Annotated in this window: 15 protein-coding genes; 6 read left to right on the forward strand and 9 right to left on the reverse strand. The window is 62.4% G+C overall.

The window, feature by feature from the left end:
- Positions 1–842 (forward strand): FUSC family protein (locus tag ACLBXN_RS09225; RefSeq protein WP_447611905.1); only part of this gene is annotated, 842 nt, incomplete at its 5' end.
- Between the two features lie 65 nt (positions 843–907).
- On the opposite strand, the gene ACLBXN_RS09230 is transcribed toward ACLBXN_RS09225, so the two are convergent.
- Together ACLBXN_RS09230 and ACLBXN_RS09235 are read right to left on the reverse strand one after the other, a co-directional pair.
- Complete coding sequence (locus ACLBXN_RS09230) at positions 908–2,653, reverse strand: amidohydrolase (protein WP_447611906.1); 1,746 nt, start codon at positions 2,651–2,653, stop codon at positions 908–910.
- A 166-nt stretch (positions 2,654–2,819) separates the two neighbouring features.
- Positions 2,820–4,040, reverse strand: coding sequence for an MFS transporter (locus ACLBXN_RS09235; protein ID WP_447611907.1), 1,221 nt, complete (start codon positions 4,038–4,040; stop codon positions 2,820–2,822).
- Positions 4,041–4,217: 177 nt separating this feature from the next.
- On the opposite strand from ACLBXN_RS09235, the gene ACLBXN_RS09240 reads away from it, so the two are divergent.
- Positions 4,218–4,931 carry a hypothetical protein gene (locus ACLBXN_RS09240; RefSeq protein WP_447611908.1) on the forward strand — a complete coding sequence of 238 codons (714 nt, stop codon included), beginning with the start codon at positions 4,218–4,220 and terminating at the stop codon, positions 4,929–4,931.
- 27 nt (positions 4,932–4,958) lie between these two features.
- Here ACLBXN_RS09240 and ACLBXN_RS09245 read toward each other — a convergent pair whose 3' ends face one another.
- Positions 4,959–5,798 (reverse strand): aldo/keto reductase, encoded by an 840-nt coding sequence (locus tag ACLBXN_RS09245; RefSeq protein ID WP_447611909.1) that lies wholly within the window; start codon positions 5,796–5,798, stop codon positions 4,959–4,961.
- Between the two features lie 24 nt (positions 5,799–5,822).
- The gene (locus tag ACLBXN_RS09250) at positions 5,823–6,020 is read right to left on the reverse strand and encodes a hypothetical protein (protein WP_447611910.1); all 198 of its coding nucleotides are present in this window, start codon (positions 6,018–6,020) and stop codon (positions 5,823–5,825) included.
- A gap of 3 nt (positions 6,021–6,023) precedes the next feature.
- Between ACLBXN_RS09250 and ACLBXN_RS09255 the strand changes: the two genes are divergently transcribed.
- From ACLBXN_RS09255 to ACLBXN_RS09265, 3 genes are all read left to right on the forward strand, one after another.
- The gene (locus ACLBXN_RS09255; protein ID WP_447611911.1) at positions 6,024–6,875 is read left to right on the forward strand and encodes a DUF2167 domain-containing protein; all 852 of its coding nucleotides are present in this window, start codon (positions 6,024–6,026) and stop codon (positions 6,873–6,875) included.
- A gap of 87 nt (positions 6,876–6,962) precedes the next feature.
- Entirely contained in the window at positions 6,963–7,715 is a 753-nt protein-coding gene (locus ACLBXN_RS09260; protein WP_447611912.1) for a hypothetical protein, read from the forward strand.
- A gap of 61 nt (positions 7,716–7,776) precedes the next feature.
- On the forward strand, positions 7,777–8,091 hold the full coding sequence (locus ACLBXN_RS09265; protein WP_034376060.1) for a DUF2322 family protein: 315 nt from the start codon (positions 7,777–7,779) through the stop codon (positions 8,089–8,091).
- 6 nt (positions 8,092–8,097) lie between these two features.
- On the opposite strand, the gene ACLBXN_RS09270 is transcribed toward ACLBXN_RS09265, so the two are convergent.
- From ACLBXN_RS09270 to ACLBXN_RS09290, 5 genes are all read right to left on the reverse strand, one after another.
- Positions 8,098–9,327: a GGDEF domain-containing protein gene (locus tag ACLBXN_RS09270; protein ID WP_447611913.1), complete on the reverse strand. Its 1,230-nt coding sequence runs from the start codon at positions 9,325–9,327 to the stop codon at positions 8,098–8,100.
- Between the two features lie 174 nt (positions 9,328–9,501).
- A complete protein-coding gene (locus tag ACLBXN_RS09275; RefSeq protein WP_447611914.1) occupies positions 9,502–10,662 on the reverse strand; it encodes a YbdK family carboxylate-amine ligase in 1,161 nt (386 codons plus the stop codon).
- Positions 10,652–11,935, reverse strand: a complete 1,284-nt coding sequence (locus ACLBXN_RS09280) for a cation:proton antiporter domain-containing protein (protein WP_043003115.1) — start codon at positions 11,933–11,935, stop codon at positions 10,652–10,654. Before ACLBXN_RS09280 ends, ACLBXN_RS09275 begins: the two co-directional genes overlap by 11 nt.
- A 398-nt stretch (positions 11,936–12,333) precedes the next feature.
- Complete coding sequence (locus tag ACLBXN_RS09285; protein WP_447611915.1) at positions 12,334–13,509, reverse strand: M20 aminoacylase family protein; 1,176 nt, start codon at positions 13,507–13,509, stop codon at positions 12,334–12,336.
- Positions 13,510–13,524: 15 nt separating this feature from the next.
- Positions 13,525–14,868 carry a DUF3100 domain-containing protein gene (locus tag ACLBXN_RS09290; protein WP_447611916.1) on the reverse strand — a complete coding sequence of 448 codons (1,344 nt, stop codon included), beginning with the start codon at positions 14,866–14,868 and terminating at the stop codon, positions 13,525–13,527.
- Between the two features lie 177 nt (positions 14,869–15,045).
- Here ACLBXN_RS09290 and ACLBXN_RS09295 point away from each other — a divergent pair, with 177 nt between their 5' ends.
- On the forward strand, positions 15,046–15,984 hold the full coding sequence (locus ACLBXN_RS09295) for a LysR family transcriptional regulator (RefSeq protein WP_447611917.1): 939 nt from the start codon (positions 15,046–15,048) through the stop codon (positions 15,982–15,984).
- Positions 15,985–16,004: the final 20 nt, after the last annotated feature.

The following is a 16,004-nucleotide window of genomic DNA, read 5'->3' on the forward strand; positions in this document are numbered from 1 at the left end:
TGCTCATAGGCTGCACACTGGGCATCGTGATCGGCGATCTGCTGTGGCAGTTGCCCGAGCAGCACCTGTTGCTGCGCATGAGTCTGGGCGCATTCCTCTCCATCCTGCTGGGCGCCATCATCGGCCCTGCACCCGTGGTGCCGATTCAAGCCGGAGTCTCGGTGATTCTGGTGCTGGTGCTCGGCCCCAGCATGGCGGGCGGAGCCCGTCTGCTCGACGTCACGGTCGGTGCTGCGGTCGGGCTTATCTTCAGCCAGGTGCTTCTGACCTCCAATCCCATCAAGGATATGGGCCGGGCCGCCTCGATCTTTCTCAAGCAACTGGCCAATGGACTGGATCTGATTCTCAAGGCCTGCCAGCAGCAGAAAGCCGATGCGGCAGAAACCGCCCTCGGCCAGCTATCACTGGCCCATGAATCGCTGGCCGCCCTGCGCGCCGCCGTAGGTCAGGCCCACTCCTCGCGCCGCTGGTCATTGCGCGGACGGCTCAATGCCGAGCGACTGGCTTTTGTCACCCGCCGCTATGACCGCCATGCGGTGCGCGTTTACGCGACAGCCTTGCTGCTGGCCGAGAGTCTGAACCGAGCCACTGCCCATACCGGCATGGCTCCTCCCACGGCCATAGCCGACTATTGCCGCTGGCTGACGCATGCCTGCCTGGACCTGGCCAACCAACCCACCGTGGTTGCCCTCAAGACCGACGATCCTCTGGCAACCATGGATGACTGCACTACGCCACCGGAACCTGAGCCAGTGCTGCAGCCCGAATGGCTGCTGGTGCATGAAAATGCCCGACAGCTGGAGCGCGCCTTGCGCGCCTTGATAGGCTCGCGCGACGCATGAAAACCACATCAAAATACGCCAAATCGCTTACCCACAAAGCGATTCAAGCTCTCAAATAAGGAGCTTCAGAGAGCACGCTTGTATACCGTTCGCCCCTCCTTGATGGTCTCCAGCACCTGGAGGCTGGCAAGCTGATGCGGCGGCACGGTCAGCGGGTTATCCGACAGTACGGCCAGGTCGGCCAGCTTGCCGACCTCGATGGAACCCTTGCGGTCGTCCTCGAAATGCTGGTAGGCCGACCAGATGGTCTGCGCCTTGAGCGCCACCCAAGGCGAGACGCGATGCTCGGGCCCCAGCACACGGCCCGAGCGCGTCGTGCGATTCACCGTGGCATCGAGCACACGCATCGACGATGGCAGGGCCACTGGCGCATCGTGATGAGACGTGAACAGCATTCCCTCGCCCAGCACCCAGCCAGTCGGCGAGATATTCTGCGCGCGCGGGTCGCCGAGCACTGAATCATGGTGCCAGTCACCCCAGTAGAAGGTATGCATGGGAAACAGCGACGGGAAGATACCCAGCTCCTTGAGCTGGCTCACCTGGTCGCGCCGCAACGTCTGGCCGTGGATCAGCACCGGACGTACGGCACGCGCCTGCTCCACCGGGCCGCTGGCACGCACGGCGGCAATGAACTGATCTATCGCCGCATCGCCGTTGCCATGCACCAGAATCTGCCAGCCGTTGCGGATGGCCCGGGCCACCTGCTCGTTGGCCCTCGCGTCGCTGAGCACCCCATATCCCCGATAGCCGGGCTGCTGGCCATCGGGCGGCACCAGATAGGGCTCGGTCAACCAGGCCGTCTTGCCCTGAGGCGAGCCGTCGAGCGTGAGCTTGACGCCGCCAATGCGGAAGCGATTGGTATAGCTGCGGCTGAACTTGAGATTGTTGGCCAACGCGCCGTCACCCAGCTGCAGGATGTCGGGATAGGACACCACGTCGATCACCAGCCGGCGCGACTCGGCCGCCGCCATGGCCGAGGCAATGGCTCCCGCGTCGGAGCGCCCGTCCTGCACCGTGGTGTAGCCGAACTCCAGATAGAGCTGCTGGGCTTTTTCCAGCCAGTCCATGGACTGCTCCAGAGTGAGCTTGGGCATGATCCGGCCCAGGGTGTGGAAAAAGGCATTCTCCTCCAGCACCCCGTTGGGTACCGGGCTGCCGGCGCGGCGGCGAATCACGCCGCCCTCTGGATTGGGAGTGCCGGGCCCGATGCCGGCACGGGCCAGAGCCAAGGAATTGAGTGCACCGAAATGCCCGGACTGGTGAATCACGGCAATCGGCAGGTCTCGGGAGACGGCATCGAGATCGTCGCGTGTGGGATGACGCCGCTCCTGGAGCTGGGAATCGTCATAGCCAAAACCGAGCACGATGCCCAGCTGTTTGACCTCGGGCGAGTTCTGAATGTACTCGCGCAGCGTCTGCTGCAAGTCGGCGATGGAGGCGTTGCCACCGTCGGGCGGAGGCAGCAGATTGGCCGAAATGGCCTGCAGCCCCACGCCGCCGATATGGCTGTGCGGGTCCACAAAGCCCGGAATCAACGTGCGGCCCTGCAAGTCCAGCATACGCGTGCCGGGGCCGCGCAAGGACTCCAGCTCCTGCAGCGAGCCGATGGCGGAAATCACTCCGGCATTCACCGCCACGGCTTCCACCTGGGGCTGGGCATCGTTCATGGTGAGAATCGGGCCACCGTAGAAGATCATCTCGGCGGGCCTGACCGCGGTCTTGGAACGGCGCGAAGCACAGCCCGCAAGCCAGGGCGTTGATGACAATGCCGTCAGCGAAGCTGCGGTGGCGAGAAACTGGCGCTTTTGCATCATGAACCTCCACAAGACTGCAGCGTAACCGCAGTTCGGACCCGAATCATGCGGGAGCTGCAAGTCATGCCCATGGGCCGGCGCAAGAGAACATCATCAAATTGACTCCAAGCGCCCATCAATATTGCGCTTTCAGCTCATAAATACAGAGCATATCCATCAAAACTCAGGCCTTGAGACGGCTCCAGCAGCGCCCCACTCCCAACGCCAGCAGCCAGCCCAGCACACACATGCTGCCCGTCACCATCCAGGTGAACTGCCAGCCGCCCATCTGCATAGCCACGGCCGCCACCAGTGGTGGACCGGCAAACTGCCCCAGGCAAGACCATTGCTGCATGAAGCCCACGGTGGTGGACACCGTGGCCGGGCTGGGCGCCAGGTGCATGGCCGTGGTGAACAGCGTGGCTGGTATCAGTCCGCCCGTCGCCGAGAACAAGGCCACGGCCACGAAGCGCAGCCACAGCGGAGCCAAGGGCTCGCCGCCGATCTGCACATAGGCCAGCAGCGCCGTCAGCCCCATCAGCACATAGCCGGTCTGCAGGCAGCGCGCGGGACTCCAGCCCCGATGCAACAGCCTGCCTGCGGCCACATTGCCCAGCATATTGCTGGCGGCGACCACGGCAGTCAGCAAGCCTGCCAGCTTGGCGCCGAGACCGGCCTCCGCATACAGGGTGGGTAAAAATCCGACAACCCCCATCCACTGGCTCGAATACACCATGAAGCCCAGCGACACCAGCCAGGGGCCGGGGCTGCGCAAGGTGCGGGCCAGACGCGGACGCCAGCCTTCATCGGCTGTGGCTGCAAGGGCATCGGCTGCAACACCATCCGCAGGCACCATGCGCCAAACCGCATAGGCAGCCAAGGCGGAGGTACAGCCCAGCGCAATCCACCAGACCTGCCAGCTGCTTGCCTGCAACACCCAGGGCCCCAGCAGCAAGCCCATGGCACTGCCAATGGGCATATAGGAACCCCACCACCCCATACGCGTCCCCAGTTCGGACGGCTTGACTGCGCGGCGTATCAGCCCCGGTGCAGGCATGGCGACCAGCAAGAATCCCAGGCCTTCAAGCGCGCGCAGCGCCAGCAACCAGGCAAAGCCCGTGGCCGCAGCGCCCACCGCGCTGGACATAGCCATCAGCATCAGCCCCGTCAGCAGGCTGCGACGCAGGCCCCATTTGTCGGCGCCCAGCCCCACCACCAGGCCCAGCAGCATGCCCGCCACCTGAACGGTGGAGAGCAGAAATCCGGCCTGCACCAGGGACACGCCCAGTTGCTGCTGCAGCAAGGGCACAGCAGGCGGCAGCTTGCCCACATGCAGCGAGGCACTGACGCCGGCTGCGACGATGATCCATGAGGGGTTCAGGCCCCGGCTAGTCACTGGCTCCACCACGTTGTCTCTTTTTCTCAGCTAGGTGATATGTCAACTATCTAGCATATGGCAAAACACGAGACAGATTGACAAGCTTTGCCACGAGCGCCTCCGGCACAGGCCGATCTCGTCCGGATCGCGTGAAAATTGTGCAAACTCGCTTTCATGACCGACGACTCCGATTGAAGGAACTCCATGCGCTCTTCGCTTGATTTCAGCTCCTGGACCTCCTTGCTCTCCACCGTGCTGGGACTGTTGCTGGTGACCTGCCTGATGATGGGCATTCGCCTGTTGTTCATGCAGACCGTGCAAAAGCGGCGCGAGCGCGAGAACCGGCAGATCAACGAGCGGCTCAAGACCTTGATCGCCGCTTACAAAACGCTGGGCAGCTCGTTCACCGGCACGCTGAGCGTCAGTCCTCTGCATCTGCGCGACCTCAGGCAAACCGACGAGACGCCACCACAAACGCCAGCCGGAGACAGCCTGAACGAGCGCCGCCGTCGTATCCGGGATGCCGTGGAGGCCGCTCTGTCCGACATCATCCTGTTGGGTACCGAGGAGCAAGTGGAACTGGCAGCCCGGGCAGCCCAGGATATGGTGGCCGGTCGACCGATCGAGACCGCTGCGCTGGTCACCTCTCTGCGCGGCTTCATTCGCGACGCCCTAGATCTTGAGCCCATTCCCTCGCATCTCCAGATACCGTCCCAGGGCCCGGCAAGGCCGAGTACCGGGGGAGCCGGAGGGAATCGCAAGGCCGGTGAAGCCCAGGGTTCGGGCAGTCGTGGCGGCGCGGGCGCCGGCGGTCAGGGCGCAGGTATGGGAGCGGGAGGCCTGGGGCTGGGCGCCGGGCTGGGTTCGGGCCTGAGTGCTGGTGCGGGCAGCGAGGATCTCACGGACCGCCGCCCATGACACCAGCTAGCCCGAGGCACTTCTTGCTCAGAGAATGTCCAGCGGCAGCTTGAAGCGCGGCGGGGGCGAGGCAGCGTCGATCAGCGCCAGCTCTTCTGGGCCGAGCGTGAGCTGCAGTGCACGGGCGTTGTCTCGAATATGGTCTTCGGAGCCGCTCTCGGGAATCGCCAGCACCCTGCCGCTGCGCAGAGCCCAGGCCAGAGCCACCACACTGGCACTGACACTATGACGATCACCGATTTCAGCCAGCAGGCTGTGCTCAACCAGCTCTCCATGCCCCAGCGGACAATAGGCCATCACGGTCACGCCGTTCTTCAGACACCAGGGCAGCAAGTCATATTCGATACCGCGGCTGAAAACGTTGTAGAGCACCTGATTGACCACACAGTTGCGTCCGCCCGGAACTTGCCACAGCTCCTGCATATCGTCGGTGTCGAAGTTGGAAACGCCCCAATGACGAATCCTCCCCTGCGCCTTCAATTCCTCGAACGCGGCTACCGTCTCGGCCAGCGGCGTATTGCCACGCCAGTGCAGCAGATAGAGGTCGATACAGTCCACTCCCAGCTTATGGGCGCTGGCCTCGAACGCGCGCATCACTCCCTTGCGGCTGGCGTGCACGGGCAGCACCTTGCTGACCAGAAAAGGCAGGGGCCGGCTTGGCGGCAGGTCACGCAGCACGTCACCAATCAGTTCCTCGGAAAGGCCATCGCCATACATCTCGGCAGTGTCGATCACGCTCAGACCGAGCTGCAGCCCGGTGAGCACGGCCGCCTTCTCTTCGTTCAGGCTGCGCCGCCCCTGGCCAAGATGCCAGCTGCCCATACCCAGGCTATTGCGCCCCTCTAAAAAAGATATGGCATTGCGCATACAAGCGACCTCCAAGGAAATTTTTCAAAAACCGGCCAATTGCCAGACTTGCCAAATATTAATAACGCATTGCGCTATTACTCCTGCTTCTTTTGTCAGCTCAGTTTGAGCCGCGTTATGCTTCACCCGCGAATCAACGACAGATGATTCGAATGCGTATGTGAAATCAAGTCCGCTATTACCAATAGCTTTCCTCAATATATTCATAACACGGGAGTTCATTGCATGTTCAAGTCCATCGCGGCCGCCGTTGTCGGCCTGTCACTGTCTCTTGGCGTCTGGGCCAAGACCGAAGCCACTCAGGAGTTGCCCGCTGAAATCAAGGCCTTGCACTGGCAGGAAAGTGGCAAGGGAGAAATCGCGGACAAGGCCAGCGTCAAGATTCCCTCTGGCTATGCCTTTCTTGGCCAGGCCGACACCTCCAAGCTGTTGCAGGCATTTGGCAACCCGCCCAGCAGTGATCACTTTCTGATCGCCCCCAAATCGCTGGACTGGTTTGCCGTGTTCTCCTATGACGACACGGGTTACGTGAAGGACGACGAAAAGATTGATGCCGACGACTTGCTCAAATCCATGCAGTCAGGCGACAAGGCCGGCAACGAGCAGCGCAAGAAGCTGGGTCTTGAAGCGCTGTACACCGATGGCTGGCAGGTTCCCCCACATTACGACACGGCCACCAAGCGACTTGAATGGGGCCTGCGTCTGCGCGGCGAAACCGGTGAAAAGAATGTCAACTACACCTCGCGCATTCTGGGCCGCAGCGGCGTGATGACGGCCACTCTGGTCTCCGATACCGCCACCCTGGCCCAAAACACCGAGGAGTTCAAGAAAGTGCTGGCCGGATTCGACTACAACAGCGGACAGACCTATGCGGAGTTCAAGAACGGTGACAAGGTCGCCGCTATCGGTCTGGGCGCCCTGGTGCTCGGTGGCGCTGCCGCAGTGGCCACTAAGAAAGGCCTGTGGGGCGCGATTGCTGGCTTTCTGGCTGCAGGCTGGAAGATCGTCGCTGCTGCAGCGGTCGCCCTGTTCGCAGGCATAGGCAAATTGTTTGGCCGCAAGAAGGCCGCTGAATAAAACAGTCGCCGGGCCACGGCCTCGATGTCTATAACCCGCCCCGCGCATCGCTAAGATCGCGGGGTTTGTCTTGTCCGGAAAGCCGTCTTGTACTTCACGATCTCCACGCAGCTGCAGGTAGTTCTGGCCATCGTCCTGTTCTATCTCTATGACGCTGCCTTGCTGCTCAAGCCCGAAGAGGGTTTGCTGCGCCCGCTGCGCTCAGGATGGAGGGCACAGCTGGCCAGACGGGGCTTCGAGCTGCGTCAGAACCGCCTGCTTTGGCTACCTGTTTTTGTGCTTCACCAGCCCGTCTATAGGCAGCGCTGGAGCGCAACGCGGATCCAGCTGCCCGCCGACGCGGGATCTTCCAAGACCGTGGAGGCACATGCCCGCAGCTTCAAGGCATTTGCACTGCCGCTGTATCTGCTGGCCGCGCTGCTGTTTCTCGGCCTTCCTGCTGCCTTGCTGGTGCTGCATTCCGAACTGCTGCAGCTGATTGCACTTGCACTCATCTATCTGAGCACTGCCTGCCTGAGCTGGCTGACGCTGCGCCATGGCAGACAGGGCCACAGCAGCCAGACCTTCGCACGCTCGACAGCGCTTCAGATTCTGCTGTGCCCCCCATTTGCGCTCAATGTGGTGCGCAAGCTCTCGCTGTCATATGAAATACAGACCGACTTGCTACAGACGGCCCAGGCCCTGATGAGCGCCTCTGACTGGCAGGATCTGGCAGCCCAGGTGCAGCAATTGATGCAGCGCGAGATGGACGAGATTGCCGAGCTGCCCGAATACGCGCCCACGCTGGCACAGATGCAGCAGGCACTGCGGGTGCTCGAGCAAAACAGCGCCCGAAGCTGAACAGGCCCTCAAGCAGCCTCACAATAGCGGCTTCCATCACTGCGACCATTGCGAGCACACCATGGCCTTTGCCGACAATCTCAAGCAACTTCCCTCCATCGCCCATATCTCCGAGCTGCAGCTGATCGACTCCGACGGCAAGCTGGCCGCAAGCATTCCGAATGCCCCCGGCAAAGCTGGCTCGGTCACGGTCTACAACGCACTCTACGCCAAACATGGCAGCATCAATGTCGCGGCGGCCGAAGAAGGCCTGCAGCTGTTTGCCGAGCACACCGAAGATGCCAAGGCACGCCCCGGTGCCCACCCCAATATCGATCGGTTGCTGGACGTGATCGCCAGCGGCAAAGGCTATGCCGTGACGGTGATTGCAGCCTGAGCGCCCTCAGGCCCTTTCACTGATGAAAGGGCTTGATCTTGCGGCCTGTCCCTCCGGTGCCTGCGTCCGGAGGTCTTCAGGGTCCACGCGCTGAACACGATTGCGCCCCCCACGTTTGCCTCGATAAAGCGCCGCATCGGCCTGCTGCAGTGCGAGCTCAAACGCATGCGAAGCAATGAAAGGATTGGAAACGCCAATCGTTGCTGTGCAAGTGACGCAGCCATGCAGGCTGATTCCGGGAATCGCGATTTCCGCAATCGCTGCGCGTATTCTTTCGGCTAGCTGCAGCGCCTCGTCTCCCCTCAGCCCCGGGCAGAGAACCACGAACTCCTCGCCACCCAAACGGCATTTCAGATCGCTCTTGCGCGTGCTTTGCTGGATCACTTCCGCCACGCGGCACAGCACCATGTCGCCGAACTGGTGCCCGTAGCTGTCGTTGATGCGCTTGAAATGGTCGATGTCCACGATCAACAGATGGACGGGCACGGTCTTTGCAGCCGCGAAATGCGCGCCCAGTCCCTCGAGCAAGCCCCGGCGATTGAGCAGCCTGGTCAACGGGTCCTGGGCCGCCATGCTGCCGAGTTCGTCGGTGAGACGGCGCAGCACCAGCCAGACCGCGCCCGGCGGTATCACCGTGCCGAGGAAGGACATATAGACATAGAACACCGTCTGGAACCGGCTGTTCATGTCCAGGGCCTGCAAGCCGCCCTGCAGGATCAGCACGAACTTCATGGCATTGAGAATGCAGATGCCGCCGATCAGAATGGCAAAGACCAGCATCTCAACGACCATATTTCTTGCAAAGCTGCGCGTTCCCCACAGCAAGGCGATCGTCATGCCCAGAAACAGCAAGGCACAAGCCCCGGCCAGCATGGCCTGGCGCACCTCCAGACCCAGTGTTGACTGCACCAGCATCTGCGCCGCACTATAGGCCAGTGCCAACACCAGCAGCGGCCGCCACACCGGTGTCGGACGATTGAAGAAACGCATCGCGCCCAGTGCATAGACCACCGGAGCACACAGAGTCAGAGTGTGATTGACGACACTCATCGCACTCCAGCCCGGCTTGCCGCCCAGCAGCTGCAGCACATAGGCACAGCCCAGCAGCAGATTGCCCAGTGCAAACACATCCATGCCCATTTTCCTGCCGGGCAATCTGCGGCCGATCAGTATGAAGAGCACGCAAAAACACAGCAGATGCACGCAGAGCATGCCCAGGATGACGGTCGCAACCATGAAATCGCTCATATCCGGTAAAGACAGGTGCTGCGTGGCTCAGGCCATGAAAACCACCGGACCTGCGGGTCGACAACGCAGGACTGGCACATGCTTGTTCAAGCCTTATCAACCCGCATTCGTAAGTATTTGCAACTGTACCGTCTTATACCGGGCCCAGGATGTCAAAACCGATCAAGGCCGACCGGAAAATCTGAGCGATGCTTGGCGCACCACCTCGGGCAATTGCTGCACCTGGGCATAGCTCTCACGCAGCCAGCTCGCATCGTTGCCGCGCTGCAGCACCAGGGCCAGCTCCTGCAGCGCGCTCTTGCCTGAAGCCGGCGCATGGCTGATGACGCGCTGCAGGGTCTGACCTATGTGCTCGCGCAGCGACAGCTGCTCGCTGCTCGCCTGGTCCACATACGTGCCGTCCAAGCCGAAACGGCATGCCTGGAAGCGGTTATAGGTATAGACCAGATAGTCGTCTTCGCTCGGCTCGAAGGGCTGCTCGCCAAGGAACCATGCACCCAGCGCCTGCACATAGGCTGCCAGCTGCGCAGCGCGATGGATGGACAGCGGCGTGTCGAAAACGCGCACCTCCACCGTACCGAACTCGGGCTTGGGGCGGATATCCCAGTAGAAATCTTTCATACTATGGATCACGCCCGTGGCCGCCATCTTGGCGAAGTAGCGCTCGAAGTCCTCCCAGTGCAGGGCAAATGGTGCACGGCCCGAAAGCGGGAACGCGAACACCGAGTTGAGGCGTGCGGAGTCAAACGCCGTGTCCTGCCCCTGCACAAACGGGCTGGATGCGGACAGTGCAATGAAATGTGGGATATAGCGCGAAAGCCGGTGCAGCATCATCAGCGCATCGTCGGCACTGGGGCAACCCACATGCACATGCTGGCCAAAGATGGTGAACTGCTTGGTCAGATAGCCATACAGCGCCGTCAGCTCCTTGAAGCGTGGCTTGTCGTAAATGCGCTGTTGGTGCCACTGCTGAAACGGATGCGTGCCGCCGCCGGCCAACGCGATATTGAGCCGGTCGGCCGCCTTGACCAAGGCATCGCGCGTAACAGCCAGTTGCTCGTAGGCGTCCTGCGCATCCTGACAGATGCCGGTCGAGATTTCGATCATGCTGGAGGTCACCTCGGGCACAATGGAGCCCGGAACCTTGGCGTTCTTGAGAAGGGCCAGCATATCGGGCGCATAAGGCGTCATATCGTAGTGATGGGTGTTGAGCAACTGCAACTCCAACTCCACGCCCAGCGTCAGCGCCTTAGAGGGCGCGAATTCGCCCAAACCGCCGGCTTCTGCCCCCGCGGGCTGGCTTTGTTCGATTTCATGCGTCATGGCGCTTACCTCCTCTTTGCAAGGCCGCGCGGCCCACGCCGCGATGGGCATCGCCGCTACGCCACAGGGCGGTAGCGGCCAGCAGCACACCCAGTACCTCGCACAAGACGATCATGGGCAGCGCAATGGCCGCCACCTGCTGGGCCACGCTGGCATTGAAAGCCGTCCACTGCATTGCAATCCCCGACACTATCAGCAGCGCGAGACCCGACAAGGCCAATTGCCCGCAGGCCACAGGCCATTGCCTGCGCCAGCCTATGCCGGTACCTAGCCCCAGCAGCAGGATGGAGCCAAACTTGCCCAGAATCCGAGCCAGGACAGCGCTGGCCACGACCGAAACCATCGCCACAGACAGGTTCACTTGCGAGGCCATGCTGGCCACCAGCACGAACATCAGCAGATTGAGCATGGCATTGGCCGCCTGGAAGGCCTGGGGCCAGACCAGCGGCATGGGACTGAGATTGCGCAGCATCAGGCCCGCGACCATGAAGCCCAGTGCGGCAGAGCCGCCCCATTGCTCGGCCAGTAGACAGACTGCAGCCATGGCCGCCAGCAAATACAGGGCCGTGGTATCGCTGCGCGATGATTGCCAACGAAGGACCGGCCAGAAGGCAATGGTGACCAGAAAGGCCCAGAACAGAGTCAGCAGCACGCTGAACAGCAAGCGGCCCAGCCCCGCCGATGAAAACTGCAGGCCGCCACCCGCCGCCGCTGCGACCGGCACGAACACTACGGTCAGCACCAGAGCGCCGAGCAACGCCAGCAAGGTGCTGATGGTAGCCAGCAGCAAGCTGCGGTCTGTCACCGCGCCGCTGGCGCGCAGATCATCGGCAATGCGAAGCAACACAGCCGGAGACGCAGCCATGGATATCACACCGACGGCCAGCGCCACGGCCCAGCCCCAGCCCAGGGCCAGCAGGGTCGCAGCCACCACCGTCAGCGTGATCAGCGACTCGCCCAGACTTTGCAGCAGCAACCAGGGCTGGCGAAACAGCCAGGGCAATGACACCTGAGAGGCAGCCAGCAGCAGGCTTGCGCCCACAGCCACCTCCAGCAACACGGCCGTGCTGCCTTGCAGCGGCCAGGGCAGATCGCCAAACCCCACCCATCCGGCCACCAGGCCCACCACCGTATACCCCAGCATGCGCGGATAGCCGGTAAAGCGGTGAACCAGATGACCCAGCAAGGCAGCGGCTGCAACCAGCACGCACCAGCTCAGCAGCGGTGGAAAACCGGCGGGCCAGATGCCCGCCTCAAGATTGCCGAACGGCATAAAGCGCCCTCCTGTATCAAGACCCGGACAGTGCGACAAAGTCACGGCACCAGGAATGGTGCAGGCAGCGTTGCGAGAGATGCGGTCAGCGCCGCGTGAAAGCCCGGTCATGCGCCGGGATGCAACACCTGCTACTAGCGCGGCCAGCCCTGCGCCCAAAGGATCACGGCAGCCGCCACGCACGCTCCAGAGTTTGCCCGGATCTCCACAGGCACTGCCCAGGAGCGCTACAAACATCATAGGGGCGCCAGATCAAACGGCGTTACAGGGTGTCAGCCTTCCGACATTTCTGTGTCCGAATGCGTGGCTTGTTAGGGTTTTGCAAACCTTCCGGACATGAAAAATGCCGGGCTCAACTAAGCGTTGACCCGGCATTGATTCCTATGGAAAGCCTGCTGTCAGGCTGGCAGCTTGCCGCCCTTCAGCAGCGCTCCCACCAGTTCCACCCAGTAACGCATGCCCAGCGGCAGATTGGCGTCGTTGAAGTCGTACTTGGGGTTGTGCAGGGAGGCGCTGTCCTCGCCATTGCCCAGCCAGATATAGACGCCCGGGCATTCCTGCGCCATGAAAGCAAAGTCTTCCGAAGCCATGCTGGGCACCATATCGCGGCGCACCTTGCCCTCGCCCAGTACGTGGGTCAACACCTCGGCACAGACTTCGGCATGCTGGGGACTGTTGATGGTCGCTGGATAGCTGACGCGGTAGTCGAGCTGGGCCTCCAGGCCGTGCAGCGCGCAGGTCGCTGCAATCGCATCGCGAAAACGCTGCTCGATGCGCGCGCGCTGAGGCATGTCGAAGCAGCGCACGGTGCCGCGCAGCTTGATGACTTCGGGCATCACGTTATAGGTGTCGCCGGCATTGAAGCTGGTCACGCTCAGCACGGCCGGCTTGTGCACCTCCTGCTCGCGCGCAATCAACGCGGGCAGCTGCGTCACCAGCTGGCAAGCCGCCAGCAGCGCGTCCTTGCCCAGGTGCGGCATCGCGGCATGGCAGCCCTTGCCTGTCAGCGTCAGATCGAAGATGTCGAAGGCCGCCATCACGGCCGTGGAATGCACTGCCGCTGTACCCACGGGCAGGCCCGGCCAGTTGTGCATGCTGTAGACCGCGTCCATGGGGAAGCGCTTGAACAGCCCCTCCTCGATCATGGCGCGCGCTCCACCTTCGTTTTCCTCGGCGGGCTGGAAGATGAAATGCACGGTACCAGCAAAGTCGGGGGCCGAGGCCAGGGCCTGAGCCGCGCCCAGCAGCATGCTGGTATGGCCGTCATGGCCGCAGGCATGCATGCGGCCTGCGTGGGTAGACGCATGGTCGCACTGGTTGAGCTCGGTCACGTGCAGCGCATCCATATCGGCGCGCAGGCCGATGGAGGGGCCGGAGCCCAGGCTGCCTTTGAGCACGGCGACCACGCCGGTGCCGGCCAGGCCGGTGTGCACCTCGAGACCAAAGCTTGTCAGGAGTTCGGCCACGCGTGCGCTGGTGCGGTGCTCCTGAAACGCGGTTTCGGGATGACGATGAAAGTCATGACGCCAGGCTTGCAGTTCCTGTTGGCCGGGCCACTTGATGGTGTTCATCATGGTCTTGCTCCAGCTTTACAGCGTGTGGACAAAGGTCTGGGCGATCAGCGTCGCGGCCAGGAACACGCCGGCATTGGCCAGCAGCGAAACCACCACGATGCGCCAGCCGAGACGACGGAAGGCCGGGATGTCCTTGGCCAGCGACAGGCCCGCGAACGTCAGCATGGGCGTGATCATGGCCAGGAAGTTGACCTTTCCGGTCAAAGCTGACACTTCGGCGGCATAAGGCGTGAGCGGAAAGGTCATGGCCATCGCGATGAACGAGATCCAGCACACCGCAGGCAACACGCGGCGGGTGCCAACATAGATCAGATCACCGACAAACACGGCAGCAATGATGAGCAGTACACCTGGCAACGCATCCATCACGGGCACGCCGTGGCCGATGCGGTTGCCGATCAGCACCATGGCGCCCACCAGAACCCAGGAGGCGAATCGCATGCCCAGGCCCAGCGCCGGCACCTGTGCCTGCTCTTCATCCTTGGTGGCAGACAGGTCTACGGCCTGCTCCACAACGGCCTGCTTGCGCTTGCGGCCGAGAATCGGCTCCAGCCATTGATAGGCACGCAGTGCCAGAGGTAGCGATATGAACAGGGTCAGATAAGTGCCCACCGTCGTCGCAATCAGATTGGCGGCAGCGGCAAACGTGGCAATCTGGTCGCTCATCTCGGGATGCTGGGCGGCAATCGCGCCCACGGCGGCGGCCGTCATGCTGCCCGAGCCCACGCCGGCGCCCATGCCCAGTGCCAGCGGGTGGAAGATATTGAGGCTGGAGACAAAGCCGGCCAACAGTGAGATGAAGATGGCGCCGATCAGCGTACCGGTGATGTACTCGGCCAGCACGCCGCGGCCTTCGGGCGAATCCATGCCGAAACGCTCGCCGATGATGGCCAGACCCGGTTCACGGCCGATGGAAAAAGTCGCGCCAATCGCTTCGCGCTTGATGCCCAGCAGCAGCGCCACGGGCATGCCCAGGGCCACGCAACCGACCAGATTGCCCAACTCCTGCAACACCAGCCCCCAGCCGACTTCGGCCAGCTTGGGCAGCGAGCCTCCGACCAGCAGACCCAGTTTGGCAATGAACAGAAACAGCGCGCAAGACAGCACGGCGGCTGCCAGATTCTGGCTGTACAGGCTCAGCTTTAGCGGCCCGGGCATGCGCTTGCGCAGCAGACCCAGCACCAGACCGATGAGCAGCGCCCAGATCATGGGCAGCAGCACCACCTTGCCTACGCCCAGCGCAATGGGCAGCGGCCCCAGCCACTCGGACAATGCCGCAACCACCAGCGCCAGCGCAAATACCTGCACCACGCTGCCCACATTCAACGCGGCCTTGGCCGGCTGCACCTCTGTACGCATCAACTTTCCTTGCGCACGACGGCCGCTGCCGACGCGCTGAAATAGCTTTGAACCCTGAAAATGGGCACGGCCAGCCCAAGCTGGCGCTCACCCATGCGGGCGCTGAATATAACAATGCATTTATTGCATACGCATTCTTTTTCTGTTCTAAAAAAGTGAACATACGTATGAATACAGATGCAATTTGGCGACGACAATCGCCGCATGCCCGCCTTCCAAGACTCCCGCGCCCGCTATCTGTTTGAAGCCGTCTATTGCGGCTCTGTCCGTGCCGCAGCCGAAAAGCTGGGCATCGTGCCCTCGGCCGTCAGCCGCCAGATCAGCCTGCTCGAAGAGGAACTGGGCGTGGCCCTGCTGGAACGCCACCGCAGCGGCGTGGTGCCCACCGAAGCCGGTCAGCTGTTGCTGGACTATCACCGCGAACACACGGCCCACCGCCACGACATGCTGGCCAAGGTGGACGCGCTGCGCGGCCTGCACAGCGGCAGTGTCAGCGTGGTCAGCGGCGAGGGCTTTGCACAGGAGCTGATCGACGGCCCCATCCGCAATTTTCGCCAGCAATATCCTGGCGTCAGCATCTCGCTGGAAATCTATGGCACGACCGAAATCATGCGCCGCATTCGCGAGGACGCGGCCGAGATCGGCCTGGTCTACTACCCACCCGCCGACAGCCATATCACCGCGCGCGGCGCGGCGCGCCAACCCATGCATGCCATCGTCCACTCCCAGCACCCGCTGGCCAGCGCGGACCAGACCTCGCTGCAAGAGCTTAGCCAATGGCCTATTGCCATGCTTCAAGGCGTGTACGGCATTCGCCAGCTCGTGGAATATGCCGAACACAAGGACAAGATCCACCTCAGCCCCGCGCTGACCAGCAATCTCATCAGTGTGCTTCTGGCCTTTGTCACCAGCGGCCAGGGCGTGACCCTGCTGCCGCCCTGCTCCGTCACGGCCGAGCTGGCCAGCGGGCGCCTGCGCGCCATCCCCATTCACAATCCTGCATTTCAGGATGCGGAGATGCAGCTCATCACTCGCACCGGCCGCCATCTGTCCCCTGCCGCCAATCGCTTTCTGCTGTATTGCATGCAAGGCATGCAGGCGTTCCAGGAGCCATGACTCCAGGCCGGGCCGCCTGA

The organism is Comamonas sp. C24C, from assembly GCF_053345995.1.

Coding starts and splice junctions, on each gene's coding strand:
- ACLBXN_RS09265 (WP_034376060.1), top strand. CDS start 7,777: ATGGCCTTTGCCGACAATCTCAAGCAACTTCCCTCCATCGCCCATATC.
- ACLBXN_RS09295 (WP_447611917.1), top strand. CDS start 15,046: ATGCAATTTGGCGACGACAATCGCCGCATGCCCGCCTTCCAAGACTCC.
- ACLBXN_RS09245 (WP_447611909.1), bottom strand. CDS start 5,798: ATGCGCAATGCCATATCTTTTTTAGAGGGGCGCAATAGCCTGGGTATG.
- ACLBXN_RS09270 (WP_447611913.1), bottom strand. CDS start 9,327: ATGGTTGCGACCGTCATCCTGGGCATGCTCTGCGTGCATCTGCTGTGT.
- ACLBXN_RS09290 (WP_447611916.1), bottom strand. CDS start 14,868: ATGCGTACAGAGGTGCAGCCGGCCAAGGCCGCGTTGAATGTGGGCAGC.
- ACLBXN_RS09275 (WP_447611914.1), bottom strand. CDS start 10,662: ATGACGCATGAAATCGAACAAAGCCAGCCCGCGGGGGCAGAAGCCGGC.
- ACLBXN_RS09280 (WP_043003115.1), bottom strand. CDS start 11,935: ATGCCGTTCGGCAATCTTGAGGCGGGCATCTGGCCCGCCGGTTTTCCA.
- ACLBXN_RS09230 (WP_447611906.1), bottom strand. CDS start 2,653: ATGCAAAAGCGCCAGTTTCTCGCCACCGCAGCTTCGCTGACGGCATTG.
- ACLBXN_RS09240 (WP_447611908.1), top strand. CDS start 4,218: ATGCGCTCTTCGCTTGATTTCAGCTCCTGGACCTCCTTGCTCTCCACC.
- ACLBXN_RS09285 (WP_447611915.1), bottom strand. CDS start 13,509: ATGATGAACACCATCAAGTGGCCCGGCCAACAGGAACTGCAAGCCTGG.
- ACLBXN_RS09255 (WP_447611911.1), top strand. CDS start 6,024: ATGTTCAAGTCCATCGCGGCCGCCGTTGTCGGCCTGTCACTGTCTCTT.
- ACLBXN_RS09250 (WP_447611910.1), bottom strand. CDS start 6,020: ATGAACTCCCGTGTTATGAATATATTGAGGAAAGCTATTGGTAATAGC.